Annotated in this window: 17 protein-coding genes; 9 read left to right on the top strand and 8 right to left on the bottom strand. The window is 68.1% G+C overall.

What is annotated here, in order from left to right:
• Positions 1–37 precede the first annotated feature (37 nt).
• Positions 38–862: a DUF3750 domain-containing protein gene (locus AC099J_RS29160; RefSeq protein ID WP_479618820.1), complete on the top strand. Its 825-nt coding sequence runs from the start codon at positions 38–40 to the stop codon at positions 860–862.
• Here the strand turns inward: AC099J_RS29160 and AC099J_RS29155 are convergent.
• Complete coding sequence (locus tag AC099J_RS29155) at positions 754–1,581, bottom strand: undecaprenyl-diphosphate phosphatase (protein ID WP_479618819.1); 828 nt, start codon at positions 1,579–1,581, stop codon at positions 754–756. The two genes, AC099J_RS29160 and AC099J_RS29155, sit on opposite strands and share 109 nt — an antisense overlap.
• Before the next feature lie 182 nt (positions 1,582–1,763).
• Here AC099J_RS29155 and AC099J_RS29150 point away from each other — a divergent pair, with 182 nt between their 5' ends.
• From AC099J_RS29150 to AC099J_RS29140, 3 genes are all read left to right on the top strand, one after another.
• Complete coding sequence (locus AC099J_RS29150) at positions 1,764–2,285, top strand: DUF6622 family protein (protein ID WP_479618818.1); 522 nt, start codon at positions 1,764–1,766, stop codon at positions 2,283–2,285.
• A 65-nt stretch (positions 2,286–2,350) separates the two neighbouring features.
• Positions 2,351–3,424, top strand: coding sequence for a sensor histidine kinase (locus AC099J_RS29145; RefSeq protein ID WP_479618817.1), 1,074 nt, complete (start codon positions 2,351–2,353; stop codon positions 3,422–3,424).
• Between the two features lie 239 nt (positions 3,425–3,663).
• Positions 3,664–4,458 carry a LytR/AlgR family response regulator transcription factor gene (locus tag AC099J_RS29140; protein ID WP_479618816.1) on the top strand — a complete coding sequence of 265 codons (795 nt, stop codon included), beginning with the start codon at positions 3,664–3,666 and terminating at the stop codon, positions 4,456–4,458.
• A 96-nt stretch (positions 4,459–4,554) separates the two neighbouring features.
• On the opposite strand, the gene AC099J_RS29135 is transcribed toward AC099J_RS29140, so the two are convergent.
• Positions 4,555–5,463 (bottom strand): LysR substrate-binding domain-containing protein, encoded by a 909-nt coding sequence (locus AC099J_RS29135; protein WP_479618815.1) that lies wholly within the window; start codon positions 5,461–5,463, stop codon positions 4,555–4,557.
• A gap of 163 nt (positions 5,464–5,626) precedes the next feature.
• Here AC099J_RS29135 and AC099J_RS29130 point away from each other — a divergent pair, with 163 nt between their 5' ends.
• Both AC099J_RS29130 and AC099J_RS29125 read left to right on the top strand, forming a co-directional pair.
• Complete coding sequence (locus AC099J_RS29130) at positions 5,627–6,823, top strand: acyl-CoA dehydrogenase (RefSeq protein ID WP_479618814.1); 1,197 nt, start codon at positions 5,627–5,629, stop codon at positions 6,821–6,823.
• Between the two features lie 8 nt (positions 6,824–6,831).
• Positions 6,832–8,088, top strand: coding sequence for a CaiB/BaiF CoA transferase family protein (locus tag AC099J_RS29125; RefSeq protein WP_479618813.1), 1,257 nt, complete (start codon positions 6,832–6,834; stop codon positions 8,086–8,088).
• Positions 8,089–8,158: 70 nt separating this feature from the next.
• On the opposite strand, the gene xdp1 is transcribed toward AC099J_RS29125, so the two are convergent.
• From xdp1 to AC099J_RS29100, 5 genes are all read right to left on the bottom strand, one after another.
• On the bottom strand, positions 8,159–8,965 hold the full coding sequence (gene xdp1 / locus AC099J_RS29120) for an exosortase-dependent surface protein XDP1 (RefSeq protein WP_479618812.1): 807 nt from the start codon (positions 8,963–8,965) through the stop codon (positions 8,159–8,161).
• Positions 8,966–9,096: 131 nt separating this feature from the next.
• Positions 9,097–11,922 (bottom strand): XrtA/PEP-CTERM system TPR-repeat protein PrsT, encoded by a 2,826-nt coding sequence (gene prsT, locus AC099J_RS29115; RefSeq protein WP_479618811.1) that lies wholly within the window; start codon positions 11,920–11,922, stop codon positions 9,097–9,099.
• Positions 11,923–12,184: 262 nt separating this feature from the next.
• Positions 12,185–12,928 carry a 23S rRNA (guanosine(2251)-2'-O)-methyltransferase RlmB gene (gene rlmB, locus AC099J_RS29110; RefSeq protein ID WP_479618810.1) on the bottom strand — a complete coding sequence of 248 codons (744 nt, stop codon included), beginning with the start codon at positions 12,926–12,928 and terminating at the stop codon, positions 12,185–12,187.
• Positions 12,929–12,984: 56 nt separating this feature from the next.
• Positions 12,985–14,751: a pectate lyase gene (locus tag AC099J_RS29105; RefSeq protein ID WP_479618809.1), complete on the bottom strand. Its 1,767-nt coding sequence runs from the start codon at positions 14,749–14,751 to the stop codon at positions 12,985–12,987.
• Positions 14,752–14,943: 192 nt separating this feature from the next.
• On the bottom strand, positions 14,944–15,888 hold the full coding sequence (locus AC099J_RS29100; RefSeq protein ID WP_479618808.1) for a heme-dependent oxidative N-demethylase subunit alpha family protein: 945 nt from the start codon (positions 15,886–15,888) through the stop codon (positions 14,944–14,946).
• A 241-nt stretch (positions 15,889–16,129) separates the two neighbouring features.
• Here AC099J_RS29100 and AC099J_RS29095 point away from each other — a divergent pair, with 241 nt between their 5' ends.
• From AC099J_RS29095 to AC099J_RS29085, 3 genes are all read left to right on the top strand, one after another.
• Positions 16,130–17,194: a type II asparaginase gene (locus AC099J_RS29095; RefSeq protein WP_479618807.1), complete on the top strand. Its 1,065-nt coding sequence runs from the start codon at positions 16,130–16,132 to the stop codon at positions 17,192–17,194.
• Between the two features lie 105 nt (positions 17,195–17,299).
• Entirely contained in the window at positions 17,300–17,590 is a 291-nt protein-coding gene (locus tag AC099J_RS29090) for a FitA-like ribbon-helix-helix domain-containing protein (RefSeq protein WP_479618806.1), read from the top strand.
• Positions 17,587–18,027: a type II toxin-antitoxin system VapC family toxin gene (locus AC099J_RS29085; protein ID WP_479618805.1), complete on the top strand. Its 441-nt coding sequence runs from the start codon at positions 17,587–17,589 to the stop codon at positions 18,025–18,027. Before AC099J_RS29090 ends, AC099J_RS29085 begins: the two co-directional genes overlap by 4 nt.
• Here the strand turns inward: AC099J_RS29085 and AC099J_RS29080 are convergent, their stop codons facing one another.
• A complete protein-coding gene (locus tag AC099J_RS29080; protein WP_479618804.1) occupies positions 18,028–18,909 on the bottom strand; it encodes a helix-turn-helix domain-containing protein in 882 nt (293 codons plus the stop codon). It abuts the gene before it with no gap.
• Between the last annotated feature and the right edge of the window lie 59 nt (positions 18,910–18,968).

Raw genomic sequence — 18,968 nt, 5'->3', positions numbered from 1 at the left:
GTGGCCGCTGCGCCTTATCGCCTTGGTGGGCCTGCTGATGCTCGGTCCGATCGGGACGCTGGCCTTCGGCAGCCTGGACCTCGACACACCCTGGCACCAAGCCGACCGTTCATCCACCGGCCAGGCGCCAGCGCCTGCGTTCGAACCGCGCGCAGTGGTCCAGGTCTACGGTGCGCGCACCGTACGCTGGCGGGGCGCCTTTGGCATCCACCCGTGGATCACCGTCAAACGCGCGGGGGCAGACACATACACCACGTGGCAGATCATTGGCTGGCGCGCACGCGGCGGCGGCAATGCGGTGGTCCAGTCCCAAGGCGATGCGCCGGACACCCACTGGTTCGGCGCCTACCCGCAGTTGCTGGCAGACCACCGCGGCCCGGCCGCCGAGGCCATGATCGACCAGCTGGAGGCGGCCGTGCCGCGCTATCCCTGGAGCCACACCTACCGGCTGTGGCCCGGGCCGAACAGCAACACCTTCGTGGCCTGGATGGCACGCGAAGTGCCGGCCCTGCGGCTGGACCTGCCCCCTACGGCCATCGGCAAGGACTACCTCGGGTCGGCCACGTTGTTCGCCTCAGCGCCCAGCGGCACGGGCTGGCAGGTGTCGCTGCTGGGGCTGGCCGGCATCACGCTGGCGCGCGACGAGGGGGTGGAACTGAATCTGCTGGGCCTGGGCTTCGGTGTGGACGTGGACGACCTGGCGCTGCGCTTGCCGGGCATCGGCCGGATACCCCAGCCGGCGCAGCGGCCGCGTCAGTCTGCTGTCCAGACGATCCAGCCGGCATACGACGTCCACAGCACGACGATGCCGAAAGCGATGCGGTACCAGGCGAACGGCACGAAGCTGTTGGACGAGATGTAGCGCAGCAGCCAGCGCACGCACAGCCAGGCGCTGACGAAGGAGAACAGCAGGCCGACAGCAAACATCGGCAGGTCGGCCATGGACAGCAGCGCGCGCTGCTTGTACAAGCTGTAGACCCCTGCTCCCACCAAGGTGGGAATGGCCAGGAAGAATGAGAAATCGGTCGCCGCCTTGCGCGACAGGCCCAGCAGCATGCCGCCGATGATGGTGGCGCCGCTACGGCTGGTACCGGGCACCATGGCAAAGCACTGGACCAGGCCGACCTTGAGCGCATCCAACGGCGTCAGGTCGTCCACATGCTCGACGCGCACCGAGCCCGGCGGCCGGCGCTCCGCCCACAGGATGATGAAGCCGCCGACGATGAAGGTGGTCGCCACCACGAGCGGTGTGAACAGATGCGCCTTGATCAGCGAGCCGAAGGCCAGCCCCAGCACCACGGCTGGCAGAAAGCCGATCAGCACATTGAGCACGAAGCGCCGCGCCTTGGTCTGGCGCGGCAACGCCACGACGGTCTCGCGGATCTTGTGCCAGTACACGAGGATGACCGCCAGAATGGCGCCGGTCTGGATGGCGATGTCGAAGACCTTGGCCTTCTCGTCGGTCAGCCCGAGCAAGGCGCCGGCGAGGATCAGGTGCCCGGTCGATGACACCGGCAAGAACTCGGTCAGCCCCTCGACGATGCCCATGACCGCGGCTTTCGCCAGCAACACGATGTCCACGCGCTCTCCCTGCTTTTTTTGGAGGCTGGATTATGGGCGGCGGCCACATTGCCGCGCGCGCGGCCGGCGCCTGGCGCAGCTTGGCTGCAGGCCGCACCCCTGCGATGGTGTTTCGTCGCACGCCCGTTGTCGGCCCGCAGGGTGGCCGGCACAGTTGCGGCCATCACTTCACGGATCGCACCATGCTGTACCAAATCCTCTCGCACACCCCCCTGTGGGTCTGGGCCCTGTTGACAGCGCTGCTGGCGCTGGGCTGGACGCAATCACGCCCGGGCCACTACAGCCTGGCCCGCACGGCGGCCGTGCCGCTGGCCATGGTGGGGCTGTCGCTCTACGGCACGGTGTCTGCGTTTGGTGCCACGGCTGCGGTGCTGGCCAGTTGGTGCGCCACGGCGCTGCCGCTGGCCTGCGCCGTGGCGCGCAGCGCCCTGCCCCCAGGCACCCGCTATGACGCCGGCCTGCGCCGCTTCGGGGTGCCTGGCAGCTGGGTACCCCTGGCCCTGCTGATGGGGATCTTCCTGACCAAGTACGCGGTCGGTGTTGCTCTGACGATGAGCCCCGCGCGGGCCCACGACCCGCTGTTCGCGCTGGCGGCAACGCTGGTCTATGGCGCGTTCAGCGGCTGCTTTCTGGGCCGCAGCGCCAGGCTGTGGCGCCTGGCACGGCGCGATGCAGTGCCCGCGCAGTTCGGACTCACGGCCTGATCGGCGCCGCTCCTCCACTGCGTCCTGACCCAGCCGGCTTCGCCGCGCCAGAATGGTCCGCCACCATGCCCACCCCTTTGCCGACCCAGCCCGCCCGGTTCAGCCCGGACGCCTTGTTGCGCCACGGTCTCATCAACGTGGTGTTCTGCTGCCTCGTGGCCGCAGGCCTCGCGCTCACGACCAGCAAGCCCTGGGACCAGCAACTGGTCTATTCGCTGGCCATCGGCATGACGATCTGGCTGGTGGTCGATCTGGGCCGCTTCGTCGTGCGCGCCCGGCCGGACCAGTTCTGGCCCACCGGGCTGCGCGGTGTCGCACTGGTGGTGGTCGGCATCGTGACGGGCTTCGTCATCGGCTCCTATCTGGGTGATTTGTATTGCGGCTGCTCGACGTGGCAGCACTGGGGGCTTGCGCCCAACCGGCTGGCGACATCGCTGGTGATCACGGTGTTCGCCGGCCTCGCGGGTTCCTACTTTTTCCACAGCCGCGGCACGCAAAAGGCCCAGCAGACCCGCATCGCACTGGCCGAGCGCGATGCCATGCAGGCCAGGCTGCAACTGCTGCAGGCCCAGCTCGAGCCCCACATGCTGTTCAACACCTTGGCCAACCTGCGCGTGCTCGTCGGCACGGACCCAGCGCAGGCCACGCGCATGCTGGATCACCTGGTCGCCTACCTGCGCGCTACGCTGGTGGCTTCACGCACGACGGAGCACGCGCTGTCGCAGGAGTTCGACCGTCTCCGGGACTATCTGGAACTGATGGCGGTGCGCATGGGGCCACGCCTGCGCTACACACTGGACTTGCCCGACGCCCTGGCCGACTGGCCGGTGCCTTCGCTGCTGCTGCAGCCGCTGGTGGAAAACAGCATCCGGCATGGGGTGGAGCCGCAGGTGGAAGGCGGCAGCATCTGCGTGAGCGCTTGCGCGACGCCACAGGGCTTGCGCCTGGAGGTGATGGACACCGGCCGCGGGCTGGACGCCCACGGCGCGGGCGGCGGCACCGGCTTTGGGCTGACGCAAGTCCGCGAGCGGCTTGCCACGCGGTTCGGGGGTCAGGCCGCGTTGGTGGTGGAACGGACGACCCAGGGTGGCACCCTGGCCTGCATCACGCTGCCGCCCACGCAGGGCGACGCAGCGTAACGAAAGTGTCCAACAACATCGTCTACGGAATGGAGCGCAATCCGAAGAGGATGAAGATTACATACAAGATGACGATGATTTCTAGCATGCGCACGCAAAAGCAACTCTCGGGCCATCTTGCTTACAAAAGAAAATCGTGTGTCAGGACAACTACTTGGCAGCTTCCCAGCGGCTATGTGCGCTAGTCCACAGCAAATGCCAACAAAATGATGTAAAGCAAGTCGACATTCCCAGAAAGTATGCAGTGCACCACCTTGATCGCCGAGGATGAGCCGTTGCTGGCCCTGGCCTTGGAGCGGGAGCTGGCCCACGCCTGGCCGGGCCTGCGGGTCGTGGCCGATGTACGCGATGGCCTGTCGGCCGTGGAGCGGGCATTGGCGCTGCGGCCCGATGTACTGTTTCTGGACATCCGCATGCCGGGCCAGAGCGGTCTCGACGCGGCCGAAGCGCTGGCCCACGCATGGCCGGACGATGCGCCTTTCCCACTGCTGGTGTTCGTCACCGCATACGACCAGTACGCCGTGCAGGCCTTCGAGGCCCAGGCCGTGGACTACATCGTCAAGCCAGTCGACAGCGCGCGGCTGCGAAAGACTGTTGTTCGCCTGCAGGCGCTGCTGGCGCAACGCGCACGCAGCACGGACGGGGCGGATGCCGGACTCGATGCCCTGCGCCAGCTGCTGGTGGCGAGCCGCCCCGCTGCCACCACGACGCCACTGCACATGATCCAGGCCAGCGTGGGCACAAGCATCCACATGGTTCCCATTGACCAGGTGCTGGTGTTCGAGGCGGCCGACAAATATGTGCGGGTGCTGACCGCCGCACGCGAATACCTGATCCGCACACCGCTGAAGGAACTGCTGCCGCAGCTCGATGCGGGGCGGTTCTGGCAAGTGCACCGGGGCACCGTGGTGCTGGCATCGGCCATCGACACCGTGACCCGCGACGAGGCCGGCAAGCTGCACCTGACGCTGCGCGGGCGGCCCGACAAGCTGGCTGTGAGCCGGCTGTACAGCCACTTGTTTCGCGCCATGTAACGCCCTGCGGTGGCACGACGCGAAGCGGAGCAACGCGGCGCTGACGGGCGCTGCTGCAGCTTCGCGTGCGCACACGCCACGCAGGCCAGGCGCGGCTCAGGCCGAGTCGGCCCGCGCCTGCTCCTGCAGCCAGTCGCGGAACAGGCCCAAGGCAGCAGGCGGATCGCGGCGCTCAGGGCTCACGAGGTAGTAGCCGCGGCTGCCCATGAGAGCGCGCTCGCAGGCGACGACAAGGTCACCCCGGGCCAGCTCGTCTACGACCAGCATGCGCGGCACCAGGGCCACGCCCAGGCCGTGGGCCGCCGCCGTGGCGGTCATGGAAAACAACTCATAACGCGGCCCGCTCTGCCAGTTCGCGGCCGCAACGCCCATGGCCTCGAACCACTGGCGCCAGGCATCGGGCCGCGTGCTTTGCTGCAGCAGCGGCAGCTCGGACAGTTCGGTGGGCGACAGCCGCTTGCGCCGGCCGAGCAGGCGCGCGCTGCAGACCGGCAACACCTCTTCGCTCATCAACAGCACGGCGGTAGTACCCGGCCAGTTCTGCACCTGCTCGGGCGTGCCGGCATAGAGCGCAGCATCGAAGCCGTCGTCGCTGAACAGGAAGGGCCGCGTGCGGGTCTCGATATTCACGGTGATCTGCGGATGCCGGCTTGCCAGGTCCGGCAGGCGCGGGATCAGCCAGCGGGTGGCAAAGGTGGCCACGGCGGCCAGCGCCAGCGAGCCGCCAGCGGCCTGGCGCGCCATCACGTTCAAGGTGTCCAGCTCCAGGCCGTCGAGCCGGCGCGCGATCTGGCGTGCGTAGTCGCGCCCGCTGTCCGTGAGGGCCACCCCATGGCGCGTGCGCCGGAACAGCACGACGCCCACGAACTCTTCGAGCGCGGCGATCTGACGCGAAACGGCGCCCTGGGTCAACGACAGTTCCTGCCCGGCCCGCGTGTAGCTCTCGTGGCGGGCTGCGGACTCGAAGCAGATCAAGGCTTGGGTGGAAGGGAGCTTGCGTCGCAAAGTATTCCCAATATACACATATCGACGGTACGGCTACCCGGGGCGTTCACCACCAGATACGCTCAATCCGCATATCTTGATGACAAAGCATCGTTTGCCGCCCGCACCCGCGCTGCGCTACGATGGCCGCTTCCTCGCCCATACACCACCTTTAGGAGACACCATGGCCAACGCCCGTTTTGAATGGCAAGACCCCTTCCTGCTCGAGCAGCAACTGACCGACGACGAGCGCATGGTGCGTGAGGCGGCCGAAGCCTACTGCCAGGGCAGGCTCAAGCCACGGGTGCTCGACGCGTTCCGCAACCAGACCACCGACCCGAGCATCTTCCGCGAGATGGGCGAAGTCGGCCTGCTTGGCCCCACGATCGCGCCCGAATACGGCGGCCCCGGCCTGTCTTATGTGTGCTACGGCCTCATCGCCCGCGAAGTCGAACGTGTGGATTCGGGCTACCGCTCGATGGCCAGCGTGCAATCCTCGCTGGTGATGGTGCCGATCAACGAATTCGGCACTGAAGCGCAGAAGCAGAAGTATTTGCCCAAGCTGGCCAGTGGCGAGTGGATCGGCTGCTTCGGACTGACCGAGCCCGACCACGGTTCGGACCCGGGCTCCATGGCCACGCGTGCCATCAAGACTGCGGGCGGCTACAAGCTCAAGGGCAGCAAGATGTGGATCACCAACAGCCCGATCGCCGACGTGTTCGTGGTCTGGGCCAAGGAAGTCAGCGAAAGCGGCGCCGTCGGCCCGATCCGCGGCTTCGTGCTCGAGAAGGGCATGAAGGGGCTGACCGCCCCGGCGATCCACGGCAAGGTCGGCCTGCGCGCCTCGCTCACCGGCGAGATCGTGATGGACGACGTGTTCTGCCCTGAAGAAAACGCGTTCCCCGATGTGCAGGGCCTGAAAGGCCCGTTCACCTGCCTGAACTCCGCCCGCTACGGCATTGCCTGGGGCGCACTGGGCGCGGCCGAAGATTGCTGGCACACCGCGCGCCAGTACACGCTGGACCGCAAGCAGTTCGGCCGCCCGCTGGCTGCGAACCAGTTGATCCAGAAGAAGCTGGCCGACATGCAGACCGAGATTGCGCTGGGCCTGCAAGGTTGCCTGCGCCTGGGTCGCATGAAGGACGAAGGCACGGCCGCTGTGGAGACGACTTCGCTGATCAAGCGCAACTCGTGTGGCAAGGCGCTCGATATCGCCCGCATGGCGCGCGACATGCTCGGCGGCAACGGCATCTCCGATGAATTCGGCGTTGCCCGCCACCTGGTGAACCTGGAAGTCGTGAACACCTATGAGGGCACGCACGACATCCACGCGCTGATCCTGGGCCGCGCGCAGACCGGCATCGCCGCGTTCGCGAACTGATGGGCGACATGGCAAGCGCAGCCAACACCGGCGACAACACGGGCGCATTGGCCGGCCTGAAGGTGCTGGATCTGTCGCGCGTGTTGGCTGGCCCCTGGTGCACCCAGATCCTGGGCGACATGGGGGCCGACGTGGTCAAGGTCGAACTGCCCGGGGCCGGCGACGACACGCGGCACTGGGGCCCGCCCTTCCTGCAGGACGAGAACGGCCAGGACACGGACCAGGCCAGCTACTTCGCGGCCTGCAACCGCAACAAGCGATCCGTCACCATCGACATGGCCAAACCCGAAGGCCAGGCGCTGATCCGCAAGATGGCGCTGGCGTCCGACGTGCTGGTGGAGAACTTCAAGGTCGGCGGCCTCAAGAAGTACGGGTTGGACTACGCCAGCCTGAAAGCTGTGAACCCTCGGCTCGTCTATTGCTCGGTGACCGGGTTCGGCCAGGACGGCCCCTACGCCGAGCGCGCGGGTTACGACCTGCTGATCCAGGCCTCCAGCGGCATGATGAGCATCACCGGCCGCGCCGATGGCGAGCCAGGCGGTGGCGGCATGCGCGTGGGCGTGGCGCTGACGGATCTGTTCACGGGCGTCTATGCGTCCACCGCTGTCCTGGCCGCGCTGCGTGCACGCGAGCAGACCGGCGAGGGCCAGCACATCGACATGGCCTTGCTGGATGTGGGCATGGCCATCCTGGCGAACCAGGCGGCCGGCTTTTTGAACACCGGCAAGGTGCCGCAGCGCCAGGGCAACAGCCACCCCAGCCTGGCGCCCTACCAGGACTTCCAGACGGCCGACGGCGCCATGCTGCTGGCCATCGGCAACGACGGCCAATTCGCGCGCTTTTGCGAGGCGGCGGGCCAGCCGCAATGGGCCAGCGACCCCCGCTTTGCCAAGAACACGGCACGCGTGCAACACCGCGAGGTGCTGATCCCGGCCATGCAGGTCGTGACGCGCACGCGCAGCACGGCCGAGTGGATCACGCTGCTGGAGGACAAGGCCGTACCCTGCGGGCCGATCAACGACATCGGCCAGGCTTTCGACGACCCACAGGTGAAAGCGCGCGGTTTGCGACTGGAGCTGCCGCGCCGTGCAGGCGACGGTATCGCCTCGATTGCCGGTGTGGCCAGCCCGCTGCGGCTATCGGCCAACCCGCCGGTGCTGCGCCATGCGCCACCCGCGCTGGGCGCGCACACCGAGGAAGTCTTGCGTGAGCTGGGCCTGTCGGTCGCCGACGTGGCCGGTCTGAAGGATGCCGGCGTGATCTGAGAGCGCTGCCGCCAATACAAAAGGCGCCGAGTCCGGCGCCTTTTTACTTGTGCTCTTCGAACTGCTGCGATCAGCTCTTGCGCGCCGCGCGGCGGCGGGCGTAGAGCAAGCCGCCCATGGCCAGACCCATCAGCGCCAGCGAACCGGGTTCTGGTACCTTGCCGGGGGGCGTGCTGGTGATCACGGCGCCGCTGAGGCTGGCGATCTTGAAGTAATCGCCGCCCAGTGTCAGTCCGTTGGACGCGCTGGGTGCGGTGCCGCCGAAACCGGTGTTGTACGCACTGACCATCCACCAGCTGGACACCTTGTCGCCGGTGACGGCTTTCGCGTTGGCGGAGCCCACGTCGGCGTAGTCCTTGACCAGCGCCCATCCATTGGCCAGCAGTTCCGACCAGTTCTGGCCCGCGACGTTGGCGGGGGCCGACGTTCCGGTGTAGTACAGCAGGCTGACATCGGAATCCGCCGTGGCCCAGCCCATCTTGAAGCTGTTCAAGTCCACTGCAGCGGCGGCGCCGCCCACCACGTACGAGAAGCTGAACAGCACCATGTCCGTGTACTTGGTATTGTCGATGGCGTGGTCGCCGTTCGCCGACGAGGTCTCGCCCGGCGCATACACGCCCAGGCCGCTGGCGCCGTTGTAGCTCAGCGTGGAGCCGACGAAGTCCCTGTTGCTCTTGAACACGCCCTTGGTGGACGTGCCGGTGTTGACCGTTGCATTGAGCACCGAGTAAGCCGACGCCGTGGCCTTGACGCCGCCGTCGACGGCGACATTCGAGTTGCTGCCGAACGTCCACGCGGCAAATGCCGAGGAGCCCGTGGCGGCCAGCATCGCCACGGTCAGCGCCATGGCGACGCTCTGGAATTTGGAAGTGAACATAGGCAAATATTGAGTTACGTTTGATTCAATTTGGAACAAATAGCGAGAACCGTGCCACGCGATACGATTCAGACAGTTACAAGTGATGACAGGTATTCGCGCGGTTATCTGACAGAAAACCCGACAGTTCGTCAGGGCAATGTCTTCAGCAATGCCGACGCTTGGTCGCTGTACTCGAAGCTGCCCGCATCCAGCGCGGCCTGCACTTCCAGGCGCGCTTCCTGGGTACGCCCGGCCTGGGCCAGCACCGAGGCCAGGTGGTACCGGATGGACGGGTCGGACGGATCACGCAGCCGCGCATCGCGCAGCAACTGCAAGGCGCGGTCGTGGAGGGCCGGATTGCCGGTCCGGAACAGCGCCCAGCCAAGCGTGTCGATGACGGCCGCATCGGTCGGTGCCAGGGCGTGGGCGCGCTCGGCCACGGCCACGGCGCCCGGGTCCTTCTGACGCAGCAGCACGTTGGCCAGGTTGTTCAGTGCGCCCGCGTCTTGTGGCGCTTGCTGCAGCAAGGTCTCATAGCCAGAGCGGGCCGCCGCGTACTGGCCGCTCTGGGCGTAGCCATCGGCCAGTGCACGACGCGCCACCACATCCTGCGGGCGCTGCTTGAGCCACTGCTCCAGCACCAGCGCAGCCGACTTGCCGGCATCCTGCGCCCACATCTGGCGGTACAGGCGCAGCACGGTGTCGGTCGACGGCTCGGCCTGGAAGGCCTTGCGATAAGCATCGACGGCGGCTGCCGGCTGCCCGCGCGCCGCCGCAATGTCGCCCAGCAGGCTGTGCCCGATGGCGCGCTTGGGCTGCTGCGCAGCGATGCGGCGCGCGCGCACCTCGGCCTGCGGGAGCTGGCCCCGGCGCAGCTCCACATCGGCCATGACGGCCTGCGCCATCACGTGGTCGGGCTCCAGGGCCAGCGCACGCTCCAGGCTGTAGGCCGCACCGTCGGGGTTGCCGGCCGCCATCTGGAAGCCGGCGATCTGCACGTGCAGCGCCGTGCTGTCGCCCGCCGAGCGCGCCGCGTTATTGAAGGATGCACGCGCACCCGCTGCGTCGCCGTTGGCCAGCTGGGTGCGGCCATAGGCGAGCACCACCTGCAGATCGGCCGGTGCCTTGGGGCTGAGGTTGCGGATGGTCTCCATGGCCTGCGCTGCGCGGCCGGCCCGCAGGTGGGCGTCCACCAGCGCCAGGCCCGGTCGCAGCTCCGTGCGGCCGGCAACGCCATTGGCACGCTCCAGCCAGCGCAGCGAATCTTGGGGCTGGCCACGCTGCGTGGCCAGCACCGACTGCTCCATCAGCACTTCGACGTTCTTCTCGTCGGCTTTGTGCAGCGCGTCCAGCCGCGCCGCGGCGGCGTCGAACTGTTTGGTGGCGATCTCCACGCGGGCCAGGTGCAACTTGGGCGCGACCAGCGTGCCGTCCAGTGCGATCGCCCGCTCGAACGCTACCTTGGCCGCCGGCACCTTGCCCGTCTGCGCCAGCGCCATGCCCAGCAGGTCGTGCAGGCCGGCGCTGTCCGGCCGGCGCTGGACCATGCTCTCGACGATCGGCACTGCCTTGGCGGGATGGCCGCCGCGCATGTGCAGGCCAGCCAGCGCCACGCCAGCCTGGGTCTGTGCCGGGTCCTTGCGGAACGCGGCTTCGAGCTCGGCGGCGCCGCTGCCCATCTGACCGCTGCCCAGCAGCCCCATGCCCAGCACGGTGCGGAACTCGGCGCCGTCGCGCGCGCGCAGTGCCTCCTGCATCAGCGAGATGGCGCGCGCATTGCGGCCCTGCGACATGTGGGCCGAGGCCAGCAGGATCATGGCCTGGCCGTCTGCGGGTTGCACCCGCAGGTAGGCTTCCAGCGCGGAGACGGCGCGCTCGACGTTGTTCTCCTGCAGGTAGATCTGGGCCAGCAGCTTGGAGGCGGCGCTCGGCCCCTGGACGCGCATCAGCGTCTCCAGCAGCGGCTTGGCCTTTTCGCGTTCGCCCAGCGAATAGTGGGCCAGACCGTTGAGCAGCAACAGCTGCGGGCGGTACTGCACCAGCGCCGGCGGCGCCGGGTCGATCAGCTCCGTGACTTCGCGCAGCGCAGCCTGGGCGACGCTGGCCTTGCCCTCGCGCTGGGCCAACAGCGCGCGCAGGTAGGCTGCGCGCGGCTCGTTCGGCAGATAGTTCTTCAGCTCGGTCAGGTCGCGCGCAGCCTCTGCCATGCGGTTCTGGTCGACATACAGACCGGCACGGGCAATGCGGGCTTCGCCGTGGCGCGCGTCCACGGCCAGCACCTGGTCGTAGGCTGCGAGCGCAGCAGCGGCATCACCCTGCACATGGGCGATGGCGCCGCGCTGGTAGCGCACCTCGGCGGCATCGGGCGCCAGCTGCTGGGCCTTGGCCACGGCGTCCGACGCTTCCTTGAACTGGCGCGCACGGATGCGCACCGGGACTTCGGCCAACCAGGGGTCGGCGGAGCGTGGGTCGATGGCGCGGGCCTCGTCCAGCGCCTTCAGCGCGCCCCGCGCGTCCCCCAGGTCCAGCGACGCACTGCTGCGCAACGCCAGCAGCTGAACCTGCACCGCCGCCGGCAGGCCGGCCACGGCGAACAGCGGCTGCTCCAGCAAAAGCGTGTGCTTGCCTTGCGCCAGGTAGGCCTGCCCCATGGGCACCACCAGCTCGGCGCGGCTGACGCCCAGGCGCAAGGCTTCGGCCAACGCCACCTCGGCGGCGGCTGTCTCGCCGTTGGACAGCAAGGCCTTGCCCAGCAGCACCTGCACCGCCAGCATGCTCTTGTCGATCTGCAGCGCGTTCTTCAGCTGGATGATGGCGCCCGGCATGTCCTTCTTCTCGTACCGGCCCAGGGCATCTTCATAGAAGCGCGACGCCTTGCTGTCCGCAGCCCAGGCCGGCGCAGCGCTGCCGCAGACGAAAGCAAACAGACACACGCGCACCATCGGGGCGAGGCGAAAGCGGGGGACAGGCGACATGGGAGGGGCGGAGGCAAGTCCGCAGCGGTTCGAAGGACCGCTAAATGTTAAGGCGTGTAACGAACTTCGGCCGTGTTTCGCTCTGTTCTCGATCAGGAAAGCCGTTCGTTTTGCACGAATACGCGAGCTAATCGCGCCATTCGAGAACGCTGGGCGCGTTCGCAGCCTGCGCAACGCTTCACATACCCCGCTGCCCCACCGCGCCGACGCGCACCGCGAGCGCGGGCAGCGCGGGCAACGCGGAGCGCTTGCCCAGGCGACGTCAGGCGGCGGCGCTGCGCTGGCGCAAGGCTTCGTACAAACAAACCCCGCTGGCCACCGAGACGTTCAGACTCTCCACCGCGCCCCGCATCGGAATGCTGATCAGCGCATCGCAGCTCTTGCGCGTGAGCTGGCGCATGCCCTCGCCCTCGGCGCCCAGCACCAGCGCCGTCGGCCCGCGCAAATCGGTCTGGTAGAGCGTGGCGGGCGCGTCGTCGCTGGTGCCAATGCACCAGATGCTGCGCTCCTTCAACTCGCCCAGCGTGCGCGCCAGGTTGGTGACCATGAAGTAAGGCACCGTCTCGGCGGCGCCACTTGCCACCTTGGCCACCGTGGCGTTCAGGCCGGCGGCGTGGTCCTTGGGCGCGATCACCGCATGGGCGCCAGCGCCATCGGCCACGCGCAGGCAGGCGCCCAGGTTGTGGGGGTCGGTCACCCCGTCGAGCACCAGCAGCAGCGGCGGGCCCTGCAAGCCATCGAGAAAATCGTCCAGCGAATGCTGCTGCGGCAGCGGCTGCACGAGCGCCGCCACGCCCTGGTGGCCGTGGCTGCCGGCCAGCTTGGCCAGGCGCAGCCCGTCGGCCTCGATCAGCCGCGTGCCGGCCTCGCGCACACGGTCCAGAAACTGGCGCATGCGCGCATCGCGGCGCGTGGGCTCGAAGTAGACCTCGACAACGGACTGCGGCGCGGTCTTCAGACGCACACCGACCGCATGGAAACCGAACAGCACTTTGGGGGCAGACATGGGCGCGATTATCGGCGCGCCCCCTGTCTGCCCCGCCATGCCCCCAGGTGACGCGCTCAGGCCACCGGCGCCACGTAGGCGATCAGCCGGCCCATGCGGCGGATCCAGTCCGAGGTCACGATGAACTGCGGCTTGTCACGGCTGACATAGGGCGCCACGGCCGGCGGGTTGTCGGCCGGGTACGGCGAGGTGTCGTAGACATCGCCCACGTGCTTGCTGCGGTAGGCTGTACCGGTGTAAGGCGTACTCGGACCGTCGCCTTGGAACGGATTGACGATCTCGGGCACCGGTGACGTCCAGTAGTTCTTGCTGCCCAACTCGTCCAGCAGCGTGCGGGCTTCGGTCTCGGGCACCACGGGCGTGGCCATGACGGCGCCGGTGAACAGGTCCGGGAAGTCCACCTCGCGGATCGAAAAGTACTTGGGCAGCGTGCGCGTGCCGGCCCCGGTGGCCAGCGGCGAGCGCGCAGCCATCTCGGCCACGGCTGCATCGCTCATGCCGGCCAGCCGCGCGTAGGTCGACTCCAGCCCGGCGATGTCGATCGCGCGGCCAGCCGAGTAGTGGCTCACGGTGTTGGTGTAGTCCTTGTCGGCGTAGTAGCCGCCGTTGTGGATGTTCGAGCCGTAGCGGTGCACATACAGCGGGTCGTTGGTGCCCAGCTCGACGAAGGTCGGGTGCGTGCGCCCGCCACCCAGCAGGCTGTTGGCCGCCACGGCCGCAGCCGGCAGCGGGCAGCTCTTGAGCCAGGCGATCGCCTCGGGCACGCGCGCCAGGTAGCTGCGGTTGCCGGTCAGCTGGAAGTAGTTGAACAGCTGGCGGATGTTGGTCTGCGTGGTGTGCGTGGCCAGCGAGCGTGGCTCGTAGCTACGGGCACCGGCCGGCTCACCTGCGGCGCGGCCGCCCGTGGCGCGCGACAGATGCTGCAGGCCCCAGCCAGCCTGCGGGCCGGGCTGCTGCAGCAGGCGCATGCACTCCATGGCGCGCTGGATATAGGGCAACAGCCGCGTCTCGCCCAGCGTCATCACGCACATGGTCATGAACTTGATGTTCTCGCCCATCACGTCGTCGTTGAAGGTCACGTGCAGCGTGTAGTCGCCATCGGCCATGCCCGAGAGCGCCCCGGCCGGCAACTGCGCCGGGTGCGGCGATGGCATGTCCGTGATGGCGCCGGGGAAATGCGGGAACCGCTGTGGCCAGCCACCGGCGGCGATGCCGTACTCCGGCCCGAACTGCGCATTCATGACGAAGCTGATCGCCTTCTGCAGCGGGCCGAGGAAGCGCGTGTCCCGGCGCTCCAGATACATGCGCAGCAGCAACTGCGATGCGACGGCGGTGCCGGCGTCGTCGAACGTGGCGTTGCCGTAGTAGTGCTGGAACTCCTCCAGCCGCCAGCCGTTCTTGCCGATGGTGTCGTACCACTGGCGCAGCGAGGCTTCGCCGGCGAAATCGTGGATGTAGTTCCAGCCGCCCGAGGGGTGCTGGGCGGCGACGATGGCCAGCGCCGTGCGCACGGCGGCCTCGTAGAAGCGCTCGTCGCCGGTGGCGTGGAAGGCATCCAGGTACACGTGCCCGACCGAAGGCGTGCCGGGTGGCTGGATCCAGCACATGGTGCGGTAGGCCTCCATCTCGCCGAAGGTCTGCTGCAGGTCGGGCGAATACGACCAAACATAGCCGCCCTGGTAGGACACCACTTCGTCCATGTGGCGCGCCGCGCGCTTCAGGCCATCGGCGGCCTGCTCCCTGGGGTCACCGGACCCGCCACCGCCGCAGGCGGTCAGCCAGATCGGCACCAGGGCGCTCAAGGCAAATTCACGTCGTTTCATGAGATGGCTCCTCCTAAAGGGGTTAATCGTTTACCTGTTGTCGTACAACTAGCTGCGCAATTGTGCAGACGAGACGTTGTGCCTCCGTCCGCACAAACCCTATAACCGCCTGTGAAATGGCGCTCAAATACAGAGAGTTACATCGCTGCCGGGGATGTTATCGATCTCAAGTTAAGCGTTTTCGTTGTCTGATCACTCAGACGGCTGGAATCCGTCGCTCCGGGCCGCCAGCCAGCCCAGCAAGGCATCACGCACCGGCGACAGACCGCGGTAGGCCAGCACGTCGGCCCCCATGCTGGCCAGCGCCCCATGCAACCGCGCGGCGCGCTCGCGGTTGTGGATGGCGTCGGGCAGCGGCTGCAGGTCCACCTTGATCGTGAACACGGCCTGCTGCTGCCCCGGCACGGGAATGAAGGTCTGGCGCTCGGTGCGCCACCAGGCCGCGCCGGGCGCGACGCCGGCCCAGCCCCCGGCCGGCACCTGACGAGGATGCGCGCACAGGCGGCCGTGCGGGCTGATGGTCCAGACGAAGCGCTCCCAACGCTGCTCGGCGGTGACCAGTTGCGACAACGACTGCGCGGCCCTGATGAGCAGCGCGTTGTCCGCCACCGGCGCGTGCACGTCGGCGAACGGGCGGCCCACCTTGTCTTGCGGTGACCAATGCGATGGCAGCGCCACGGCCAACCAGGCAATGCGTGTGTCGCGCCCATCGATCACGGCGAAATCCTCCGCGAACGCCAGGCTCACCAGCCCGGCCAGGCGCCACGGCGCTGCCAGCTGGCGCAGGCACTGCGCGATGGCCTGCGTGGCCACATCGGCGGTCAACGTGCGCACCACGTCGCCGGCAACCGCCACCCCCAGCAGCCGCGCCGTCGCCTCGTGCCCGTCCCACGCCCAGTCGAGCGGGTGTTCGAGCGCAGCGTGGCGGCACAGCGCGTGCAATGCCGGGCGGGCGTCGAACCCCGGCTCCACACACAGCGCCTGGGCGGCATCGGCGTTCAGGACGGCCGCCTTTTCGCGCAGATGCCAGGCGCCGGGTGCTTGCGGCGTGAGCTGACGCGCGCCCGGCGCGAGCCGCCGCAGCCCGGGCTGCATGCGAAAAGGTGCCTGCACGGCGGCGTCGAAATCGAAGGACATGGGGGCGCTCCTGCGGGGCCATGCCGGGGTGGCAGCGGCCGGGCCTCAGGGTAGCGCGACCTGGCGCCGCGAGCAGCGGCATCACCGCATGCGGACACGGCATGCGCGCGCCGTGCACAGCGGCACGCTTCCTGTATCTTCCTGCGCGCCCAGGCCAGCAAGCCAGCCGCGACGCACCAAGACACGGCGCGCGCGTCAGCCGGCCAACCGGGGCAAACCAACAATGACTGGAGCTTTTTTCATGACTCTTTCCCCCCGCCTCCGCGGCTTCGTCGCCAGTGCCGCACTGCTCGCGGCCGCTGCGATTGCCCATGCACAGCAGCTACCCAACGTGGTCATCCTGGCCACCGGTGGCACCATCGCCGGCGCAGGCGCCTCGGCCGCCAACAGCGCCACCTATGCCGCTGCCAAGGTGCCGGTCGACAAGCTGATCGCCGGCCTGCCGGAGATTTCCAAGGTCGCCAACGTCAAAGGCGAGCAGACCTTCCAGATCGCATCCGAAAGCTTCACCAACGAACACCTGCTGACGCTGGCCAAGCGCGTCTCGGCGCTGGTCAAGCAAGCGGACGTGGACGGCATCGTGGTCACGCACGGCACCGACACGCTGGAGGAGACCGCCTACTTCCTGAACCTGGTGGTGCGCACCAGCAAGCCCATCGTCGTCGTCGGCTCCATGCGCCCGGGCACGGCCCTGTCGGCCGACGGCGCACTGAACCTGTTCAGCGCCGTGAATGTGGCCGCGAGCAAGGACGCCATGGGCAAAGGCGTGCTGGTCACGATGAACGACGAGATCAACAGCGGCCGCGACGTCACCAAGGCGATCAACATCAAGACCGAGGCCTTCAAGAGCCAGTGGGGCCCGCTGGGCATGGTCGTGGAAGGCAAGAACTATTGGTTCCGCGCGCCGGTCAAGCGCCACACCGCGCAGTCGGAATTCAACATCGACGAGATCACGGCGCTGCCGCAGGTCGACATCGCCTACGGCTACGGCAACGTGACGCCGACCGCGTACGAAGCGCTGGGCAAAGGGGCCAAGGCCATCATCCACGCCGGCACCGGCAACGGCTCGGTCGCGGCCGGCGTCGTGCCCGCCCTGCAAAAGCTGCGCACCGATGGGGTGCAGGTGATCCGCAGCGCCCGCGTGCCGGCCGGCTTCGTGCTGCGCAACGCCGAGCAGCCCGATGACAAGTACGACTGGGTGGTCGCGCACGATCTGAACCCGCAGAAGGCGCGCATTCTGGCGATGGTGGCGTTGACCCGGCCGCTCAGCTCAGCTGAGCTGCAGCGGGTGTTCTGGGAGTACTAGAGAACATCCCCCCAGGCGGATGGGCCATTCTTCATCCGCAGGGTGGCGATTGACCACCTAGAGCAAACGGCTCCAAAATGGCTTCATATCCGCTTTGGAGCCGTTATGCCACATCTTTCCGTCAAAGACGTTCCGCAAGCCTGGGCCGAAGCACTCCGCCAACGCGCGGCGCGCAACCATCGCTCGCTGCAGGGTGAGCTGATGGCCATTCTCGAACGCGCGGTGGCGGGCGAGACAGTGGCAACCAGCCAACCGGCGCCCACGCCGAGTGGTCAGGTCCAAGGCTGGAAAACCATCGCGCAGATTGGCGCGGAGCTTGACGCCAAGTATCCGAAAGCGATCACGGACGTAGAAAAAGGCGTCGACATCATCCGCGCAGAGCGGGACGCGCGGTGACTGCCCCACCACCGCCGTCCTACGTCGCCGAACCACCCGCGCACTACCTCGTGCAGCCGCCGCTGGTGGTGGACTGCAGCGTCGTCGCAGGACGGGTCTTCCAGGAGGACTGGAAGCTACAGGCCGAGGCGGCCATGGAAGGCCAGATCCTGCATGCGCCGCATCTGCTGAACCTCGAGATGGCCAGCGTGGCTCTCAAGAAGCACAAGCAAGGCCAGGCCCAGATGGCGCAGGACGGGCTGGCTGCTTTCACGCAGTTGCGCGTCACGCTGCATGCGGTGCCGCCCGAGCAAGTGCTGGCGCTGGCCATTCGCTACCAACTGAGCGCGTACGACGCGGCCTACCTGTGGCTGGCCGCCGAACTCAAGACCCGCCTTGCGTCCTTCGATCAGCGCCTGGTCACCGCCGCCCGCGAGCACCTGGGCAGCCTGGACTGATCAGCCGGCTGCGTTCACCGTCTCTGCCAGCTTCCTCAAGGCCTGCGCCGTCTGCGCATCGGCCGGGAAGAACGACTCCACCGCCAGCTCCTGCAGCGTCACGTCCACCGGCGTGCCGAAGATCGTCGTGGTGTTGATGAAGCTCAGCACGCCGGCCTGCGTGCGCAGCTGAAACGGCACGACCACGCTCGACAACTCGCCACCGCCTGCAGCGACTGCAACGCCCGCTTCGCCCACCGGGTAGCCCGCCAGCTCGTCGTGCAGCGCCTGCAACACCGCGTCGCCGGTGGCGGCCACCTGCTGCAGCAAGCGCTCCAGCAAATGCGCGCGCCACTGCGCCAGATTCGCGATGCGCGGCGCCAGGCCCTCAGGGTGCAAGGACAGCCGCAGCACGCTGACCGGCGGCTGCAGCAGATGCGCCGCGGCGCCGGCCATCAACAGCGGCACCAGCGCGTTGTACGCGACCAGATGCCAGTGGCGGTCGACCGCCAGCGCGGGATAGGGCTCGTGGCCCTTGAGCACCAGATCCACCGCCTGCCGCGCGGCCGCCAGGGCCGGGTCGTCCAGCGCGCGCTGTCGGTACATGGGCGCAAAGCCGGCCGCCACCAGCAGCGCATTGCGCTCGCGCAGCGGCACGCCCAGCCGCTCGGCCAGGCGCAGCACCATCTCGCGACTGGGCGCGGCGCGGCCGGTTTCCACATAGCTCAGGTGGCGGGTGGAAATGTCGGCCTCGTGCGCCAGGTCCAGCTGGCTCATGCGCCGGTGCTGGCGCCAGTGGCGCAGGTGCATGCCGAACGGGTCGCGCGCACCGGGCTGGCGCAGCGGGTGGGCCGGCGCATGGGCCGACACGGCAGGAACACTGGTAGCGGCAGGGTGGGGCATCGGCAAATTCTGACCTGTCCCTCGCAGTGCGCCCATGACCTGACAGGTCATGGCCTGGC

The sequence above is a fragment of the Rhodoferax sp. RT4P68 genome, assembly GCF_056521305.1.
This window is presented reverse-complemented; position numbering and strand designations above follow the sequence as displayed.

Bases quoted from the DNA above. Each gene is read 5' to 3' on its own strand.
- AC099J_RS29160 (WP_479618820.1), top strand. From the start codon at position 38: ATGCTCGGTCCGATCGGGACGCTGGCCTTCGGCAGCCTGGACCTCGAC.
- AC099J_RS29150 (WP_479618818.1), top strand. From the start codon at position 1,764: ATGCTGTACCAAATCCTCTCGCACACCCCCCTGTGGGTCTGGGCCCTG.
- AC099J_RS29145 (WP_479618817.1), top strand. From the start codon at position 2,351: ATGCCCACCCCTTTGCCGACCCAGCCCGCCCGGTTCAGCCCGGACGCC.
- AC099J_RS29140 (WP_479618816.1), top strand. From the start codon at position 3,664: ATGCAGTGCACCACCTTGATCGCCGAGGATGAGCCGTTGCTGGCCCTG.
- AC099J_RS29130 (WP_479618814.1), top strand. From the start codon at position 5,627: ATGGCCAACGCCCGTTTTGAATGGCAAGACCCCTTCCTGCTCGAGCAG.
- AC099J_RS29125 (WP_479618813.1), top strand. From the start codon at position 6,832: ATGGCAAGCGCAGCCAACACCGGCGACAACACGGGCGCATTGGCCGGC.
- xdp1 (WP_479618812.1), bottom strand. From the start codon at position 8,965: ATGTTCACTTCCAAATTCCAGAGCGTCGCCATGGCGCTGACCGTGGCG.
- prsT (WP_479618811.1), bottom strand. From the start codon at position 11,922: ATGTCGCCTGTCCCCCGCTTTCGCCTCGCCCCGATGGTGCGCGTGTGT.
- rlmB (WP_479618810.1), bottom strand. From the start codon at position 12,928: ATGTCTGCCCCCAAAGTGCTGTTCGGTTTCCATGCGGTCGGTGTGCGT.
- AC099J_RS29105 (WP_479618809.1), bottom strand. From the start codon at position 14,751: ATGAAACGACGTGAATTTGCCTTGAGCGCCCTGGTGCCGATCTGGCTG.
- AC099J_RS29100 (WP_479618808.1), bottom strand. From the start codon at position 15,888: ATGTCCTTCGATTTCGACGCCGCCGTGCAGGCACCTTTTCGCATGCAG.
- AC099J_RS29095 (WP_479618807.1), top strand. From the start codon at position 16,130: ATGACTCTTTCCCCCCGCCTCCGCGGCTTCGTCGCCAGTGCCGCACTG.
- AC099J_RS29090 (WP_479618806.1), top strand. From the start codon at position 17,300: ATGCCACATCTTTCCGTCAAAGACGTTCCGCAAGCCTGGGCCGAAGCA.
- AC099J_RS29080 (WP_479618804.1), bottom strand. From the start codon at position 18,909: ATGCCCCACCCTGCCGCTACCAGTGTTCCTGCCGTGTCGGCCCATGCG.